Source organism: Lactococcus sp. SK2-659 (genome assembly GCF_020218185.2).
In the GTDB taxonomy this organism is placed as follows: domain Bacteria; phylum Bacillota; class Bacilli; order Lactobacillales; family Streptococcaceae; genus Lactococcus; species Lactococcus lactis.
In genome coordinates this window covers 1-17,680 of sequence record NZ_JAIWQZ020000005.1, presented here as the reverse complement: position 1 = coordinate 17,680, position 17,680 = coordinate 1, and the positions used below count along the sequence as shown (strand labels likewise).

The following is a 17,680-nucleotide window of genomic DNA, read 5'->3' as shown; positions in this document are numbered from 1 at the left end:
ATATTTATTTTACGAATAGAGGATTTGAACAACGAATGACACAAAAAAAAAAAGAGCAATCATCATAAGATGATTGCTCTAAAAAACTGTAGTATTTTTGGCCAAATTTTTAATTTTTTCAATCCAAATTAAAAATTTGGGATACTCTATTTTTCAAAAAACTTCTAAAGGTTTGCTCAAATTTTAAAATAGTACGTCTATCACCAGTAGAACCATAGCGCATATTTGCAACAAGATCATAAGTGCATAAACGACCATTCATTTTTAATTTAACTTTGAAAACAGGCATTGAAGTACCTGAATTTGTTTCTAAAAAAAAGGCTGCATATTCATCTGGTTCTAATGAAATTTTGTTTTGACCTCTTATTTGTACCTGTTCAAACATCTGTTTTTCAACGTTTTTTGCAGAAAAATCTTCAATGACTGGAGGATTTTCAAGCATTTTCAACAATTTAATCTCCAATGGTTTTTCTTCGCAACCAAATACCCAATAATAAGATGGAGAAGTACTGTTAATTTCATGACTATCGTACAATTCAACTCTTTGTTCCTTTGAAAAATCATCGAATTCATTTCGATTCATTTTTTTCACTATTACTTTCTCATAAGAATTTTTTTTATCAACAAACCAGATCCACATAGATCCTAAAAATAAAAAAATAAAAAATAAGATTCCCCAACCTAATCCATCTAAACTAAATAATTTAGCAAAGATTTCTTGTTTAAATATCCACAAAACAATTTTCCTCCCACTTTAAAATAATGGTTCTGTTGCGAAGTTTGAAAATCAAACGCATTCTCTCTGAACTCCAAATATCTTAGGCTGGTATTCCCATTAATACCTTGATTTCAGTAGACACCGAATAATTGATTTTGAAATCTTTTCTTGAGAAATTGTGTAAATGAACTTGGCATGATCACCTTCTCCTAACATTAAAATCTGTAATTACATAAACTGATGACGACAGAAAAATTTAACTATTATCGACCCACATCTCGCATTGGCCAATTACGGTAGCTACTGCATCATCCATGCCTTCAGGTGGATATTTATACTTTTTAAGAAGTCTCTTAACCATACGCCTCATCCCAGCTCTTGCAGATTCTTTCTTCTGCCAATCCACTGTTCTACTCTTGCGTAACAAGTCAGTTAATTCATGAGCCAACGAAACGAGTTCATCATTCTCATAAAAATCCTTAATTGCTTCTGGCTTTGTAATAGCGTCATAAAAAGCTAATTCTTCTGCAGTTAGTCCCAAGTCGTTACCTTCTTGACTGGCATTAGCCATATCTTTCGCCATCTTCATCAGTTCTTGAATGACTTCCTCATTCGAGAGCATACCGTTAAGATAAGCTTTCATAGCACGAGAAAGCATGTCAGAGAATTTTTCTGATTTCACTAGGTTTGTACGTTTATACAGTGAGACTTGCTCAGCAATTAGTTTCTTTAGTAATTCCACTGCAAGATTCTTTTCCTTCATTTTAGAAATTTCATCCAAAAACTTAGGATCAAACAAGGAGAAGCCAGTGTCTATATCTGAGAATAAATTGATTACTCCCTCACTCTTGATACTAGACTTCAACAGTTCGTTGATACGCTGATTGATTTCCTTCAAAGATAAAGGTTTTCTATCACCTGTGATGCGTGTCAACAAAGTACGAACTGCTTCAAAGAATGCAGCCTCGAATCGCTGTTCTGGCGTTAATAAAGAACGACATAATGAGAGGGCTTGGCGAAGCAAAAGTGCTTGTTTGATATATTCCTCTTTATCCTTTTCTTTATTAACCGCAGAAAGGAAGTTAACACCTCTACTAATCGTTTTAGCACGGGTCAAATCTGTGGCAGAATCGTCCATGAATTTGGAGTAGTCAAAGCCATGGAACATATCTCGACAAACTTCTAGTTTTTCGATAAATTTTGGCAGAGCTGTCTCAGCAATATTTGGGTCTCCAAAGTTCCCCTTATCTCGTTTCGTATAATCATTCATGGCTTGTTTCAACGCACTAGCAATTCCCACGTAGTCAACAACTAAACCACCTTCTTTATCTTTATAGACACGATTTACACGAGCAATAGCCTGCATCAGATTATGACCACTCATAGGTTTGTAAACATACATAGTTGCCAAACTAGGAACATCAAATCCAGTTAGCCACATATCTACCACAATAGCTAATTTAAATGGGTCATCATCATTTTTAAATTTCTTTGCCATTTCGTCTTTATGGCTCTTGTTTCCAATGATGTCATGCCATTCTTCGGGGTCATTATTTCCAGAAGTCATGACCACTCCAACTTTTTCAGTCCAGTTTGATCGCTTTTCAAGAATCTTATGGTAAATCTTCATCGCAATTGGGCGAGAGTAGGCAACAATCATAGCCTTTCCAGTTAGTTCCTGCGCACGATTGTTTTCATAGTGGTCAATAATATCGTCAACTAATGCATTCAGTGTCTGCTCCGCACCAAGAATTGAGTCCATGCGTCCCAGTTCTTTTTTGCTTCTTTCAATTACATGGTACTCTGCCGTTTCCTCCATGACCATATATTCATTATCAATGGCTTCAAGAACAGACTCATCTAGTTTCAAATGAATGACACGGCTCTCATAATAAACTGGGCGAGTTGCTCCATCTTCTACCGCTTGAGTCATATCATAAACATCAATATAATTGCCAAACACTTCAGTAGTTGATTTGTCCTTATTAGAAATTGGTGTACCAGTAAATCCGATATAAGTAGCGTTTGGTAAGCTATCTCGGATTTTTCTTGCCGTTCCGATTTTCACTTGGCCAGTTGTTGCATCGACTTTCTCCTCTAGCCCATACTGTCCCCGATGCGCTTCGTCAGCCATGACAATAATATTCCTACGTTCAGAAAGAGGTTCATCTGACTCTTCAAATTTTTGCATGGTAGTGAAAATAATTCCATTTGCTTCTCTACCATCAAGCAGTTCTTTTAAATTTGCACGGTCAGAAGCCTGGATTGGTGTCTGACGAAGAAACTTCTCACATTTCGCAAACTGTCCAAAAAGCTGGTCATCAAGGTCATTTCTATCTGTAAGTACAACAATGGTTGGAGAATTTAATGCTTGTTGCAATAAATGAGTGTAAAAGACCATCGACAAGGATTTACCACTTCCTTGAGTATGCCAAAACACTCCGCCACGGCCATCTGTTTCTGTCGCTTTTTTGGTCGAGTTAATCGCTTTTCTCACTGCAAAATACTGATGATAGGCAGCTAAAATCTTTGCATCGTTAGAGAAACAGATAAAGTTTTGAAGGATGTCAAGGAATCGCTTTTTGTCAAACATTCCTTCGATGAAGGTGTCAAAAGTTGCGTACTGCGTATTTTCATAACTACCGTCAATGGTTTTCCATTCCATAAAGCGGTCTTCACCAGCAGTAATTGTGCCAGCCTTTGAAGTCGCCAGGTCACTCATGACACAGAACGCATTGTATGTAAAAAGACTTGGGATTTCCTTTTGATAGGTTTTAAGCTGTAAAAAGGCATCCGAAGCATCCGTTTCCTCACGAGAAGGACTCTTCAATTCAAAAACCACCACAGGTAAACCATTCACAAACACAATAACATCTGGCCGTTTATTGCTATATTCAATAATCGTCCACTGGTTAATGACAGTAAATGAATTATTCTCGATGTTCTCAAAATCAACAATCTTAACTATGCCCGCAAGATGCTCACCATCATGAAAATAAGACACTTCAATCCCATTTTGCAGATAATTCATGAAGACTTCGTTCTTTTGCAGAATCGATCCATTCTCAAAATTTTTTAGCTTATTCAATGCCTCTTGAATAGCCCCTTCTGGTAAAAGGGGATTAATCCGAGTTAAAGCTGGCTCCAGCTCATCAAGATATAACGGCTCTGTGTAATCACGTTCTACATCTGGACCATATTGATATGAGTAGCCTAATTCATCTTGAAAAAGCTGAATAATCGCTTTTTCGTAGTTATCTTCTGCAAAAGCCATGACTTATGCCTCCTTATGCATAATATTGTTAAATTCCTAGTTCATCATAAACTGACTGCTTATAATGATAAGCACCCGTTTTTCCGTCTTTACGATAACTTGCATCTGACGTGGGCCAATTTTCCAAAGCATATTGCATTATCTTACTTCCAAATAGAATAAAGATGCTTAACTTATCATCTAAACTCTTTGGACAAAGGGTATCTTTACTCTTCTTTCCATTTAAAGACCTCTTAGCAATAATCACATCATCCACTTGTGTGTCAAAGTACTCATTAAAAGCAATAGCTTTCAATCCGTCCTGTTTAAATAAATCTCCCGATTTTATTTGAACTGTTGTCGCTCCTATACTTATTGAAATATCGTTTAAGGTATTAGCTCTGTGCCAAGTCAAAAAATAAATAGCAACCAAAACCAAGAGAACAACACCACCAGCAATTAGTCTTAAATTCACTGGAATATCAACAAATATTAGTACGGCAGACAAAATGACAAATAATGTTGCAGAGCGACTGCCAAATTGCCTTATAACTTGCTCATCAAAAAGTGGAACTTTTTTAGTTTTCAAAATGATTAACTCCTTTCTTTCAGTATTTGATAAATCATCATTTAGTGGCTTAATCGGTGACTGAAATTTCACCAGACATGAGTTTTGGAAGTAATGAATCTCTAAGTTGTACCAGCGATTCGTTCGCTACAATGTTTGACTCATATTGTTGCATTATAGTTCCAACAGTATCTTCAAAATCAGAAAGTTCAATTTGTGTTGGAATATAAATAGCAACATTTTTCAAATCAGTTTGAGTTATTAGAGGTTGTGTAGAGCCTCTGTTCATACTTGAAAAGTCAATGCTCAGAAGATTTTGATAAACTAGCTCATAATCATCGCTTTTCAAAACTAATGCATTATCAGACGGCCAACATGGTCTATTATATCTTTGAATTATTCCATGTGTACCAACTCGACCCGTAACTAATATTTTTTCAGAGTATAGTGATTTGCTTGTGTAGCCCATGATTGATGCTGCACCTAAAATAGGGATATCTTCAGTAGCAGTTCGCTCTGAAACCTTAATTGGCGGTCTCTTTCCACTCGAAACTGAGGCTAGGTCTCCTAGAAGCCCATTTGGTACTTGATTACCAAATTTTTCATAAAATATAGCCTTTGCTATCTGCTCTAAATGATGATTTATCTTCCTATTATTCTCGATCTTGTCATCTAATGAGCCAAGGATTTTTGCTATCTCATGTTGTTTCTCTTTATTAGACGGAACTGTAACATCGATAGCTTTTACAGTTTTACCAGAAACCTCCTTAAAGGTAGTTCCACTACCCATATTTTCAATTTTATCTTTATTGAACTTGAGCAAATAATATAAAAACAAATAATCTGTGTCATAATTGGGAACAATGGACTTAAAACCCTGATTAGTTGAAACCTGATTTTCAGCTATAGCCACATACCCAATAGGTGCTCTAGAACTAAACAAAATGGTATTTTTAGGCATTAATCTGGCTGAACTACCCTTCAATCCCTCTTCAGTAATATTTCGTTCTCCATGTTTAATGAATCTCCCTGAAAAGGTAGATAAATCTTTTGGAGTAATCCAAGCAATATCTCCTCCATAATACTCAGGCTTTTTGGTAGAAGGTGTTCCACCACCAACGACTTCACCTAAATCTCCCAAAGTACAATTTTTCCATTCGGACATCTGATCTCTCCTTATCCTATAAACTTCCGATGCGAATTCTTCACATTCGCTTGATTGACCATCGCATAATGCATAGTCGTATCTATCTTTACATGCCCGAGCAGGTGTTGCACCTGCTCTATTGGCATTCCTTTATCTATTGCTCGTGTTGCCAAGGTTCTTCTAAACTTATGAGGATGAACTTTTTGCAAATCAACCCTTTTTCCGATTTCTCGAAGTCTCGTCTCCACGCCACCAATTTGTAATCGCTCATGCGGTTTTCCTAATGTAACAAACAATGCAAGATTGCTATCCGTTCGACTTTCCAAGTAAGTCATCAAGTGTATTTTCGTTCTGGCATCAAAATAAACCAAACGTTCACTACCACCTTTACCAAATACCACACATTCTCGTTCATGGAAATTGATGTCTGCTTGGTCTAATCCAACCAGCTCACCAACACGCATTCCTGTTGAAGCCAATAAGTCTATCATTGCCAAATCACGAATTTCTGTGCAAGAATCACGCAATAATTCCAAAGATTCATCCGATAGCGTTTCCTTGATAGGTTTATCCGTCTTTATCTTATGAATTCTTCGAACAGGACTTTTCAAGATATAATCCTCATCTTCTAGCCAACCAAAGAAACTACTGAAAATGCGACGCATATTATCAATCGTTACCTTGCTTGATTTGCGTTCTTTTTGATAATCTGACAAATACCCACGAAGATTATCAGTATCAATCTCACGTATTGGTATATCTGATTTTGTAAGAAGCATCTGAATAGTTGATTCATAGTACTTGAGCGACTTATCAGAACACCCCTCAACTCTCTTTGCTGACAAAAACATTTTGAGCAGCCCTACGTTATCTATACTTTCTTGAATAGTGTTGTCCGTTCTTTTTACGACTTCAACGCTTTGAAAAACAGCCGACAGTACTTGCGTTAGTTCTGTTAATTGCACTTGACTCAACACCCTTGACATCCTCATTTGTATTTCTGTAATAACCCTATCTTTCATCTCTTCCTCCAAAAAATAGTTTTCCTCTATTTTATCAAGGAATGATGAGAAACTTGTGTACTAAATCATCATTTAGAACAGATGGCACAAGCCATTTTCAAGTCATGGTTTGTGAACTTTGAACCGTTTGGTGGGAACGCACCCTTAGAGTGGAACGAAGTTGACTTTGATGAAATATCAACTGTTCAAAACGGTTACGCATTCAAGAGTAAAGACTATGTTTCTGACGGGGTTCGAATGATTCGTACGACTAATTTTGATAATGGTTATGTCAACAATAATGACTTGATTATGTTGCCTTCAGAGTACTATGGTGATACAAAATATCGTAATTTTATCTTTAAAAAGTTTGATACAGTACTAGTAATGGTTGGTGCAAGTGTTGGGAAAATCAGCTTGGTTACGGAGTTGAATATTCCTTCGTTACAAAATCAAAATATGTGGCGCTTTAGAACAATTAAGCCAGACGTTCCAGAATCATTTGTTTACTTTCATGTTAAAGATATTAATGACAGGGTTCGTGGCTGGTCTAGTGGTAGTGCCAGAGATTTTTATCGAAAAGATATCTTCAAAAAAGCGACAATATTATTGCCAACATCACAAGTGCTTGATGATTTTTCTAAGTTAACAATTCCAATTTTTGAACAGATTAGCATCAATATCTTAGAGAATGATAAGTTAATCAAAACAAGAGATTCATTATTACCAAAACTCATGTCAGGTGACCTCTCAGTCACAGATTAAGCCGCTAAATGATGATTTATCTTCTTGTTTTCAGCAATTCTGTTATCCAAAGCACTTAATAAATTGGATACTGCTCTCTGCTCTTTAAGACTAAATTCAGGAAGTTCTAGTTGTTCAAAATCTCGTTGATACAGATGGGGGATTACACTACCTTCGGTTCTCGACTCGATAAAAGACTTGAAAAACGGGGAAATTAAATAATAGTATAGAAATTTCGTATCCCATTTCTCTGGATTGATATTTCTTACAACAAAGAGTCCTGATGCAACAGTTGTTGGCTTGGTTAACTCATCAATCAATGCAACCTTACCAATTGTGCCGTCTTTGGTAATAACGATATCACTAGACTTAAGCATAATCTCTGGCGATTCATCGTAACGCTCTTTTGTTATATAGCCAGTCTCTCCCCAGTCAATCCCCCCTTCTTTAACAGACTTACCATTAATAATTCTAAAGTCACTATTAGGTAAGTACTCCTCTTTCTTGAGTCCTTTCCAACCAATACGCCCTTTGATATACAAAGAGTCAATGATTTTGCTGTATTTTATTTCTTTATTCAATATCAAATCCAATCGCCCCCAATCGTTCTTTGATTTCTTTCTCCAATTCATGAGAACGTGCAAACATTTCTGAAAGCTCTGAGGTTAGTCGTTCCATCTTTTCTTCAAATGGTTCATCGTCTTCCTCTTGTTCTTCAATTCCAACATAGCGACCTGGAGTTAAGATGTAATCCTGCTTCTCAATATCTTTAGTTTCTACAACGGCGCAGAAACCTTTGATATCTTCTAAGTCACCATTTTGAAAAGCTTCAAAGGTATCCGCAATTTTATTGATGTCATCATCGCTAAAATCACGGTGCTTACGGTCAACCATCTGACCCATTTTACGAGCATCAATAAAGATAGTCTTGCCTTTTTGTTTCTTATCACGAGAAATAAACCAAAGGCTAACAGGAATCGTAACACTATAAAAGAGGTTAGATGGTAATGCGACAATTCCTTCTACCAAGTCAGCTTCAATGATGTTTTTTCGAATCTCTCCCTCACCACTGGTCGTAGTTGAAAGTGACCCATTTGCCAAAACCAATCCAATCTTTCCTTTCGGTGCTAGATGAGAAATCATATGCTGCATCCATGCATAGTTAGCATTTCCAGTCGGTGGAACACCGTACTTCCATCTCACATCATCGGTAAGACGTTCGCCACCCCAATCTGAAATATTGAATGGAGGATTTGCCATGACAAAATCAGCCTTTAATGTTGGGTGCAAATCATTATGGAAAGTGTCTGCTTGGTGAGCTCCAAAGTTTGCCTCAAGTCCACGCAGAGCCATGTTCATCTTTGCCATTTTCCAAGTGTCAGGATTTGCTTCTTGACCATAGATAGACAAATCATTGATATTTCCGCTATGTTCTCTTACAAATTTTGCAGATTGTACGAACATCCCACCAGAACCGCATGCGGGATCGTACACTCTGCCCTTGAAGGGCTTAAGGATTGCAACTATTGTTTTTACAATACTGGATGGTGTATAAAATTCTCCACCATTCTTCCCTTCCAAAGCGGCAAATTTCTCGATGAAATACTCATAGGCACGGCCTAACAAATCTTGCTCTTCATTTTCACTGTGCATTTCAATATTTGTAAAGATATCTACTACATTGCCTAGAACTCGTTTGTCAATATCTGGGCTTGCATAAATGATAGGAAGTACATTTTTCAAAGATTTATTTTCTTTTTCGATTGCACGCATCGCTTCATCAAGTTTTACGCCGATTTCTGGCGTGTGAGCACTACTTGAAATCATGCTCCAACGTGCTGTTTCTGGGACAAAGAATACATTTTTCTCAATATAAGCATCTCTATCTTCTTCGTCTCCCTCATAGTAATCCTCAGCGTTTAATAACTCTTGATATCTGAAATCAAAAGCATCTGAGACATACTTTAAGAAAATCAATCCAACTACAATTTTTCGATAGTCTGAAGCTGATACATTTCCCCGCATAGCATCTGCTGCCGCCCATAATTCATTTTCAAAACCAATTTTTGCATTTGTCTGTTTTGCCATTCTATATTTTCTCCTACTTGCTTATTTTTTCTCTGGAATAATCTCAAAAGCAGCTGATACTGGCAACTTCTGATAAAACGCTCTCTTTATATTATATTCCTTTTGTCGTAATTTCTCTAACTCTGTTTGTACTTCTTCTAAACCGATTTGATATTCTTGTTTAGCCAGTTTTTGCTCCTCAAGAGTCAACTCTGGGATAGGGAAGTTCTTCAAGTCCTGAAGGCTGATTTGCCGAATGGTTGTCCCTCGTGAAATCCTTTCTAGCAGAACTTTTGCCATAGGACTTTCTAGATAAATTTTTAACCATTCAGGGTCTGTAGTTCTATTTGCTCTAATTCTGATTAGGTTGGCATTGAACAGCAGCGAATCATCATCTTTATCTACCATTCCGATTTTATTTGTTGTACCACGAATACTTAAGAGTAAATCGCCTTTCTCTACCCGATAATCATCAACATTCTTTACATCTGATGTAACCCTGACTAATTCATCATAATTGATTCCATCTTCTGTGATGTCTGATATTCTAATGACTTGGTACTTTCCGTTTTCACTTTCAGTGGCACGAGTATTATTAAAGCCTCTACTTAAACTTGCTACTTCACTCAGTTTTAGAGTTTTAATTCTATCTAGCTTATTGAAATCTGCTTTGACCTCAAGGCCATCGAAATGATAACTATCCTGAACAACGTATGAATCTACTACAAGGTCACCGTTATGGATATCATTTAGATTAACAGTCTCCGAAAATCCTTTAATTGATTCTTTGTTTCCATAAACAGTAGAGATTTTGGAAATCAATTCATTTGACAAAACCCGTTCACGGCGATTGACAACCGTCACCATATCTTCGGTCACTTTGATGAACTGAACTCGATTTTTTGCATTCTCCTTCTTATTGGTGTTTAGCACTAATATTACTGTTGGAATCATCGTGTTATTAAACATACCATTAGGTAAAGAAATGACGGTTTCAATAAAATCAAAGTTAAGAATAGATTGGCGGATGATTCGATCTGGCCCACCTCTAAACAATGCTCCATTTGGAACAACAATCACAGCTTTTCCATTATTGGGTTTAAGTGCTGATAAGGCGTTGCTAACAAAAGCCCAATCCCCTGCAGAACGTGATAAGGGGCCAAATTTGAAACGGTCATCATTTGATAAATCAGCCTCTACTTTCACCCCAAATGGAGGGACTTGAACGACTTTGTCAAATTTACCATATTTGGGATACTCAGGATTTTGCAACGTATCTCCTGATAAGATAACAGACTTTTCAGCACCATTCACAATTAAATTAATGGCAGCAAACGTACTTAATTCTGCGTTAATTTCTTGACCGACTAAAAGTGATGGCTGATGTTTGATAGCCTCAACAAGAGTTCCAGCTGTGCCTGCTGTTGCATCCAAAACCATATCTCCAGTCTGGATATTGGCTAAGGAAACAATCAGTTTATTCAAACTCTCCGAGTTAATATGCTCTTGATTTCTCATTGCCTCAAATCCAGAATTTATTAACATCTTAGGACTGTAGTCGTTAATCAGTTTCAGTATTTCTCGATACTTGCCATCAGGGAGTTTTTCAATTAATTCTTTTGTTCTACTTAGAAACTCTTTTAGCTCTGGGATATTGTCTTCTTGCATAATCTCATGTTCCAATGAATCCAAGAAGGCCATTTTATATTGAAGCATTAGAGTCTTAAAAATGTCGTTATTTTTGTATTTCAAATATGCACTTGCAACTAACATATTCGGTATATCAACAGGACTCATAGTGCCACGCCATTCATTTGTTAAGTTTAATTCAATTGCTTGTGTCATATTTTAGACCTCCACCTTTTACTTTAACTTAGTATTCGAAATACTAAGTTTTGTATCTTAAAAAAATATAGCCCTTTTCTAGCCGAAGAATAAACTGATATTTTCTTGATTAAATAAAGTATATCATAATATTGTTTTGATGTCAAATAAAAAATACGTATACTTGAGCTTAGTATAGCTAATACTTTTTAGTGTTTAACCATAAAATATCCTCACTTTAGTTTTCGCAATTCTAAAGTTACAGAAGTTCAAATTTATGATTTGAGCTTCTTTTATTAAAAAAGAAGTTTGATATGACAAGGATTCAAGATGATTTATTCGCTACTGTTAATGCTGAATGGTTAGAAAATGCAGAAATTCCTGCTGGCAAACCAAGAATTTCAGCTTTTGATGAATTAGTACTAAAAAATGAGAAAAATTTGGCTAAAGATTTAGCTGAGTTATCATAAAACCTACCTACTGATAATCCAGAATTGCTTGAAGCAATCAAATTTTATAATAAAGCGGGAGATTGGCAAGCAAGAGAAAAAGCGGATTTTTCTGCCGTAAAAAATGAACTTGCTAAAGTTGAAACTTTAAATACTTTTGAAGATTTTAAAAATAATTTGACTGGTTCTGTTGCGAAGTTTGAAAATCAAACGCGCCCGCTCTGAACTCCAAAAGACATTTGATTCATTCTTTGATAGGCTCGCCTTAAGTATTTATCCATTATTTCTCCTCGTTCTCTTTCAAATGATAATATGCTTAACTCTATTAAACCAAAAGCATAGGAAGGATGTTGAAGGACTAAGAATTTCCCTTAAATATTCCAAGTTATCAGTTTTGGTGTTTATTTCGATTGTTTTTCACTCTAAAAAAAGATATAATATCAGTAAAACTGATATTTTTGATTTAGGAGGAACTATGGAACAATTAAAATTAAATCAATACTTTGACTACTCGCTTGAACCACGTCGTGCCATCCTCTTTCAAGATGTCAAGTCTAATTATGCTTCAATTGAATGCGTTCAGCGAAATTTAAATCCTCTGACCACTTCTCTTTGTGTCATGAGTCGAGCAGATCATTCTAAAGGGTTAACGCTTGCCTCTAGTCCAACCTTTAAAAAGGTTTTTGGTATGAAAAATGTCAGTCGTGCCAGCGATTTACCTTTTCTTATAGAAACACGAAAGTTCAATTATCCGCAATGGTATCGAACACATACAGACATTCATGGACAGCGAACTGAACCAACTTTGCAATATGTCGCTTTTATTGAGTCTTGGGCGAAACGCACGTGGATTGTTCCTCCACAAATGCAGCTCTATGTGGACTATAAAATTGAAGTGACAGATATCCTGACCAATTATACGTCAATTGATGAGATTCACTCCTACTCGATTGATGAATCTTTTTTGGATATCACAGAATCATTGAACTTCTTCTACCCTGAGATTAAAAATCGTTATGAACAGATGAATCGAATTGCTTTAGACTTGCAACGTGAGATTCGAGATAAACTAGGACTATATGTGACTGTTGGGATGGGAGACAACCCCTTGCTTGCCAAACTTGCAATGGATAACTATGCCAAGCACAATGATAATATGAGAGCCCTAATCCGTTATGAAGATGTCCCTAATAAACTATGGACAATTCCTAAGATGACAGATTTCTGGGGAATTGGAAAGCGAACTGAGAAACGATTAAACAAACTTGGAATCACTTCTATCAAAGAGCTTGCGAATGCTGACCCACTTCTCCTTAAACAAAATTTGGGAACAATTGGACTTCAACATTTTTTCCACGCAAACGGAATTGATGAAAGCAACGTAAGAGAAAAATATGTTCCTAAAACAACAAGCTTCAGCAATTCTCAAATTCTGCCACGTGACTATCATAAGCAAAGAGAAATTGAACTTGTGATTAAAGAAATGGCTGAGAACTTAGCGATAAGATTGAGAAAGGGCGGAAAACTAGCAAGCAATCTTTCACTTTATGCAGGTGCTGCTTCTACTTCTGAATACTCTTCTGTTAAGGTTTCTCGCAATATTGAAGCAACGCAAAACACAAAGGAATTGCAAGACCTCGCAATCTCTTTATTTCGTGAAAAGTACCAAGGGGGAGCGATAAGACAAATAGGGATAAGCGGAAATCAACTCTCTGATAGTTCTGTTAAACAACTCTCTTTATTTGAAAGTGTTGAAGAAAATCACTCAAACGAAAAGCAAGAATCACTCCAAAAAGCTATTGATGAGATTAGAGAAACATTCAATTTCCTATCGATACAAAAGGCAAGTAGTTTATCCGAGGGGTCACGTGTCATATATCGGAACAAACTCATTGGAGGTCATGCAGCAAGTCAAGAGAGGGAGGAAAAAGATGTCAGTTGACCGTTCATATAGCCCCTATGAAGTCATCCGTGCTTATCACGATAGAGGGATGATGAAATGGGGCGCATTTGCGACTGGAGAACTCACGGAGGCTCAAAATACTTTTGAAAAAGAAAAAAAGATGATAAGAAAATTCAAGCTTTACCACATCATGTAGTCCTTTATCTTCTCAATCAGTCTTTTTCAAATCAGCTACAAATCAAAGTTAAATATCAATCAAAAAATAAATTAAATGAAGTCTATGGTTTTGTATCAGAATTTATCAATAATCAAGTAAGAGTTAAATCAACGGATAAAATCTATCTCATATCCATTGAACAAATTATAAATATTTCCTAAATAAAAAGGGGCTAAATTTAGCCCCCTTTTTATTTCATCAACAACTCAATCAATTTTTTCTTGATTTCTTGTTCTTCTTCCGTTCCCTCAAACTCTAATTTTTCTAATTGAGTTTCAATTTTCTTTAACTGCGTGATTGGCTTTTTAGCGGTTTTCTTTTGGGGGCTAATTTTTGCCCCCTCTTCTTCTCCACCTTGTTCTTTAGCTTTTCTAATCAGTTTTTGAGCGGTATAATGACTGATACCAAATCTTTCGGCAATTAAGTCCCTAGTCTTTCCTTTAACAGGTTTTCCGTTGATTTGTACCCCTTGTTTTTTGGCTTTATCTAAAATATCCATATAGTCATCAATGATGGCTATTTTTTCTTCTTCTGGCATTTTTAAGAGCGAGCGAGTTTGTAGGTTAGTTTCATGCAACTTTAGTCTTGTTACAAGCTCGTCCTCGTCTTCATCAACTTTCTTAGCGAGAACTTCGTAATCTTCAGGGAGTCTATTTTCACTAATTAGTTTTTTAATAGCATTAAATCGTCTATGCCCTGCAATCAATTCATAGCTATATTTATCACGTTGTTTAACAAGAACGGGTTGTAATAAGCCTAACTCGTCTATGCTATCAGCTAACTTATCAATGTCAACTAAATCATAGTTGTTATTCTCATTTTCCTTTATCTCCTCAATAGGAATATTTTTTGTATTTGTTTTTTTTCGCTTGTGTTCGTCCTTGTTCATAAGGTCTGTAAATCCGAAACTATTACTCATTTTTTAACCCCTTTTTACTATTTCATCAATAAGATTTAAATAATCATCTTTTACTTTAGAACTTTTAGAACTATCAATTAACACCTCATTCTTTAAAGCACTTTCTGTAACTGGCTTAGCTTGATGTCGTATTGTTGTTTCAAATCTATTCCCAGATATTTCTTGAATAAATTGTTTATCAATATTATTTCTGTTGACCATTGTGTAAAGTACGATCACCTCTGTATCTAACTCATAATCATCAATAATTTGATTGATGTTCTTTAAAGTCGTTCTATAACCTTCAAGTGCAAATTTATCAATTTTTATTGGGATGATAATTTCATCACTCGCAATAATAATATTGAGAGTAATTAGATTAATTGTTGGAGCACAATCAATAATACAATAATCATATTTAGAATCTAGTTTCTTTAAAACTTTTTTTACAATGTTTGATGAATTACGATTGAATGAATTTCTTACTTTCAATTCACTTTCAGCAACTGCTAAACTTGAACCAATCATGTCCAAATTCTCACTTACGTTATAAACATACTGGTCAATATCCTCTAGTTTTTCATCAACTATGAGTTCTGCAAAATCTTTATAATCCTCTTTCGAGCGTTCATCTTCAAGAAAAATACTCGTTGCATTAGCTTGCATATCTGTATCAATCAACAGAGTTTTGAACCCTCTATTTGCTAAACCTTTTGCTATATTTCCACCTGTTGTTGTTTTAGCAACTCCGCCTTTTAAGTTTAATAGACTTATTGTTTTCATATTTTCTCTCTATTCTTTATTTATATTTTCATGAGTCTTTGCGAAATGATAAAGTCCCTCTAACGTTTCAAATTTAGTGTTCCCCAATGTCGTTTTTTTATTTCTTAGGTTTGAAATCGTCATCCTAGAAACTTTTATTCCAATTTTTTCGAGTTCTTTCTCAATATACCAACCAGAAAAATTTTCGTCATCATCGAGTAGTCTCTGTACCACATTTTTAATTTCATCTGTTACTTTTTCCATATCAACCTTTCTTCACAAATATACGATACTTGCGAAAACTATATTTTTATAATTCATTATTTCATTCTCAGCCCTCTCACATTTTGTGGTAAACATTCTTACTTTTTCTCTGTCCAAAGGTTTGAAGCAAGAAGTTGTTTTATTTTTACTATACATCTATTGTATTGTAAATTTATATTTACGTCAAGGATTTTTACGGTTTTTCTTAAATTTTTTATATAAAAATAAAGGGGGCTAAATTTAGCCCCCTTTATCAATTAAGAATCAAGTTTAATTCCCTCATTTTTTTGGAGGGAAATTTTGTCGAATATTGATAAGAACAATTAATTTTGATATACTTACTTATATCAAACCTCTCTGGTTTGTGGTAGCTTTTTGCTCTTTCTCTGTCCAAACGGTTGAGAGTAAAAAGTTTTTTTAGAGGAAAAGTTCATTCATATATTCGTTCCAAAAAAAGGGGCTAAATTTAGCCCCTTTTTTTTCATACTTAATATTGAAGGTAAATATTTAGTTTATTTACTATCCCAAGGACCATTCATTGGTACATAGAAATCAGACGAACTATCAAAAACTAATTTATGTATATTTTGAGCCTTATACGTTGTTAGAAATGCTCTGTATTCTGAAAATTTATTTCCAAAAACAACACTCGGTCTAAAATTATTAATCATTTGATTGCTGTCTAGCTTCCAATCGATTGCTTTCATCTCAGCCACTTGTAACAATTCATCTATCGCTACACCACTTTCAAGCAATTTATGAATCGGTTGAAGAAGTTGTATATCATCTAGTTCAAATTGAATATCATAATAATTTGGTAAATGTTTAATTATTCCGTTTTCATCTAAATTAAAATTTACTTTTGATAAGTAATTAAAGTATTCTAATACCATTCTTGCTTCGTTTATAAATGGACTAGCTGTACCAGGAGAAGAAGTACGAGAATTCATAGATATATGATTGCTGCCTGATAAATCAGCATTAAATGGCGTATATGTAAATTCAATAGACTGTATTCTTCGTCCAGAAGTGTGATAAATATAATCTAAATTTTTAACAATTTGAGTTCCTTCAGGAGTAGTTAATTCTGATATTTCTTTAACCGCAGTTTCTAAATATTTTTTACGATTTTTTCTGAGGTCAAATACCTCTTTGGTGTTAAAGGAGTCTTCCTGAGTCTTCAATATTTTAAGTATTTTTTTATCAAAATCATCAATTCTCATTTTTGTACCTTTTGGAAAACTCCTAAACTCGCTTATAAAGCGGTAAACACGTTTGGAGTACTTAGATGGCAGACTATTGTTGATTCCTCTGTTATATTGTAAGTGTTTAACCGTTCTCCAATCTTTGGAATTGATTAAGTCATAAACATATAGCGGTTTATCAATCACATGCCCTTTTGCATCAACTTGTTCTGAACTAATTTGAGCATTAGAAATTGTGAGTTTTACTTCTTTTTTAGTACCATCAAAATCAATTACACTGAAAATATTTATTGTTTTCCATGATTTGGGAGTGCCATCATCATTTGTTTCTCTTACTTGATAGTATGAGAAATTTTTCAATGCCTCGTTTAAATCATACATTATTTTTTGTAGCCGTTTACCATTGTAGAGCGATTTCACACCATTTTTACGTGTTACCCACAATCCACCTAATTCCGCTAATTCCTGATAAGAAAATGTTACTGGTTCACTCCCGTTATAACGGTCTCTCAGCTCTCCAAGTATAGCATAAGTAATATTTTCACTTGCAGCATTTATATCTTCAGTAGAGAACATCTCAGGCAATTGACGGCTGTATTTAATATCTTTTCTAAATTTATCTTCACTATCAAGTTCATCAAGTAAATCGTAACTTTGCAT

General features: G+C 35.2%; 15 protein-coding genes and 1 pseudogene. 4 read left to right on the top strand and 12 right to left on the bottom strand.

Annotated elements, in window-relative coordinates; translation table 11 throughout:
• Window positions 1–118: 118 nt before the first annotated feature.
• The 5 genes from LDP15_RS11550 to xerA form a co-directional block, all read right to left on the bottom strand.
• Window positions 119–736, bottom strand: coding sequence for a hypothetical protein (locus LDP15_RS11550; RefSeq protein ID WP_225513597.1), 618 nt, complete (start codon window positions 734–736; stop codon window positions 119–121).
• A gap of 238 nt (window positions 737–974) precedes the next feature.
• Complete coding sequence (locus LDP15_RS11545) at window positions 975–3,992, bottom strand: type I restriction endonuclease subunit R (RefSeq protein WP_225513598.1); 3,018 nt, start codon at window positions 3,990–3,992, stop codon at window positions 975–977.
• A 28-nt stretch (window positions 3,993–4,020) separates the two neighbouring features.
• Entirely contained in the window at window positions 4,021–4,560 is a 540-nt protein-coding gene (locus LDP15_RS11540; protein ID WP_225513599.1) for a macro domain-containing protein, read from the bottom strand.
• Window positions 4,561–4,609: 49 nt separating this feature from the next.
• Window positions 4,610–5,704 carry a restriction endonuclease subunit S gene (locus LDP15_RS11535; protein ID WP_225513600.1) on the bottom strand — a complete coding sequence of 365 codons (1,095 nt, stop codon included), beginning with the start codon at window positions 5,702–5,704 and terminating at the stop codon, window positions 4,610–4,612.
• Window positions 5,705–5,715: 11 nt separating this feature from the next.
• Window positions 5,716–6,708 (bottom strand): site-specific tyrosine recombinase/integron integrase, encoded by a 993-nt coding sequence (gene xerA / locus LDP15_RS11530; protein WP_129555511.1) that lies wholly within the window; start codon window positions 6,706–6,708, stop codon window positions 5,716–5,718.
• 81 nt (window positions 6,709–6,789) lie between these two features.
• On the opposite strand from xerA, the gene LDP15_RS11525 reads away from it, so the two are divergent.
• Complete coding sequence (locus LDP15_RS11525; protein WP_225513601.1) at window positions 6,790–7,452, top strand: restriction endonuclease subunit S; 663 nt, start codon at window positions 6,790–6,792, stop codon at window positions 7,450–7,452.
• Here the strand turns inward: LDP15_RS11525 and LDP15_RS11520 are convergent.
• Genes LDP15_RS11520 through LDP15_RS11510 form a run of 3 tightly spaced genes read right to left on the bottom strand, consistent with a single transcriptional unit; the run spans window position 7,449 to window position 11,343 of the window.
• A complete protein-coding gene (locus LDP15_RS11520; RefSeq protein ID WP_225513602.1) occupies window positions 7,449–8,012 on the bottom strand; it encodes a restriction endonuclease subunit S in 564 nt (187 codons plus the stop codon). The two genes, LDP15_RS11525 and LDP15_RS11520, sit on opposite strands and share 4 nt — an antisense overlap.
• Window positions 8,005–9,519, bottom strand: coding sequence for a class I SAM-dependent DNA methyltransferase (locus LDP15_RS11515; RefSeq protein ID WP_225513603.1), 1,515 nt, complete (start codon window positions 9,517–9,519; stop codon window positions 8,005–8,007). Before LDP15_RS11515 ends, LDP15_RS11520 begins: the two co-directional genes overlap by 8 nt.
• A gap of 21 nt (window positions 9,520–9,540) precedes the next feature.
• Window positions 9,541–11,343, bottom strand: coding sequence for an N-6 DNA methylase (locus LDP15_RS11510; protein WP_225513604.1), 1,803 nt, complete (start codon window positions 11,341–11,343; stop codon window positions 9,541–9,543).
• 293 nt (window positions 11,344–11,636) lie between these two features.
• On the opposite strand from LDP15_RS11510, the pseudogene LDP15_RS11505 reads away from it, so the two are divergent.
• From LDP15_RS11505 to LDP15_RS11495, 3 genes and pseudogenes are all read left to right on the top strand, one after another.
• Window positions 11,637–11,954: pseudogene (locus tag LDP15_RS11505) on the top strand (peptidase M13); the annotation flags it as partial.
• Window positions 11,955–12,246: 292 nt separating this feature from the next.
• On the top strand, window positions 12,247–13,713 hold the full coding sequence (locus LDP15_RS11500) for a Y-family DNA polymerase (RefSeq protein ID WP_373442491.1): 1,467 nt from the start codon (window positions 12,247–12,249) through the stop codon (window positions 13,711–13,713).
• Window positions 13,703–13,870 carry a hypothetical protein gene (locus LDP15_RS11495; RefSeq protein WP_167349368.1) on the top strand — a complete coding sequence of 56 codons (168 nt, stop codon included), beginning with the start codon at window positions 13,703–13,705 and terminating at the stop codon, window positions 13,868–13,870. Before LDP15_RS11500 ends, LDP15_RS11495 begins: the two co-directional genes overlap by 11 nt.
• Window positions 13,871–14,081: 211 nt before the next feature.
• Here the strand turns inward: LDP15_RS11495 and LDP15_RS11490 are convergent, their stop codons facing one another.
• From LDP15_RS11490 to LDP15_RS11475, 4 genes are all read right to left on the bottom strand, one after another.
• Window positions 14,082–14,810 carry a ParB/RepB/Spo0J family partition protein gene (locus LDP15_RS11490; RefSeq protein ID WP_011915262.1) on the bottom strand — a complete coding sequence of 243 codons (729 nt, stop codon included), beginning with the start codon at window positions 14,808–14,810 and terminating at the stop codon, window positions 14,082–14,084.
• A gap of 3 nt (window positions 14,811–14,813) precedes the next feature.
• Window positions 14,814–15,572, bottom strand: coding sequence for a ParA family protein (locus LDP15_RS11485; protein ID WP_216793493.1), 759 nt, complete (start codon window positions 15,570–15,572; stop codon window positions 14,814–14,816).
• A 9-nt stretch (window positions 15,573–15,581) separates the two neighbouring features.
• Window positions 15,582–15,815, bottom strand: a complete 234-nt coding sequence (locus tag LDP15_RS11480; protein WP_014573541.1) for a hypothetical protein — start codon at window positions 15,813–15,815, stop codon at window positions 15,582–15,584.
• A gap of 512 nt (window positions 15,816–16,327) precedes the next feature.
• Window positions 16,328–17,680, bottom strand: a 1,353-nt coding sequence (locus tag LDP15_RS11475; protein ID WP_011915264.1) for a replication initiation protein, incomplete at its 5' end; no start/stop codon positions are given.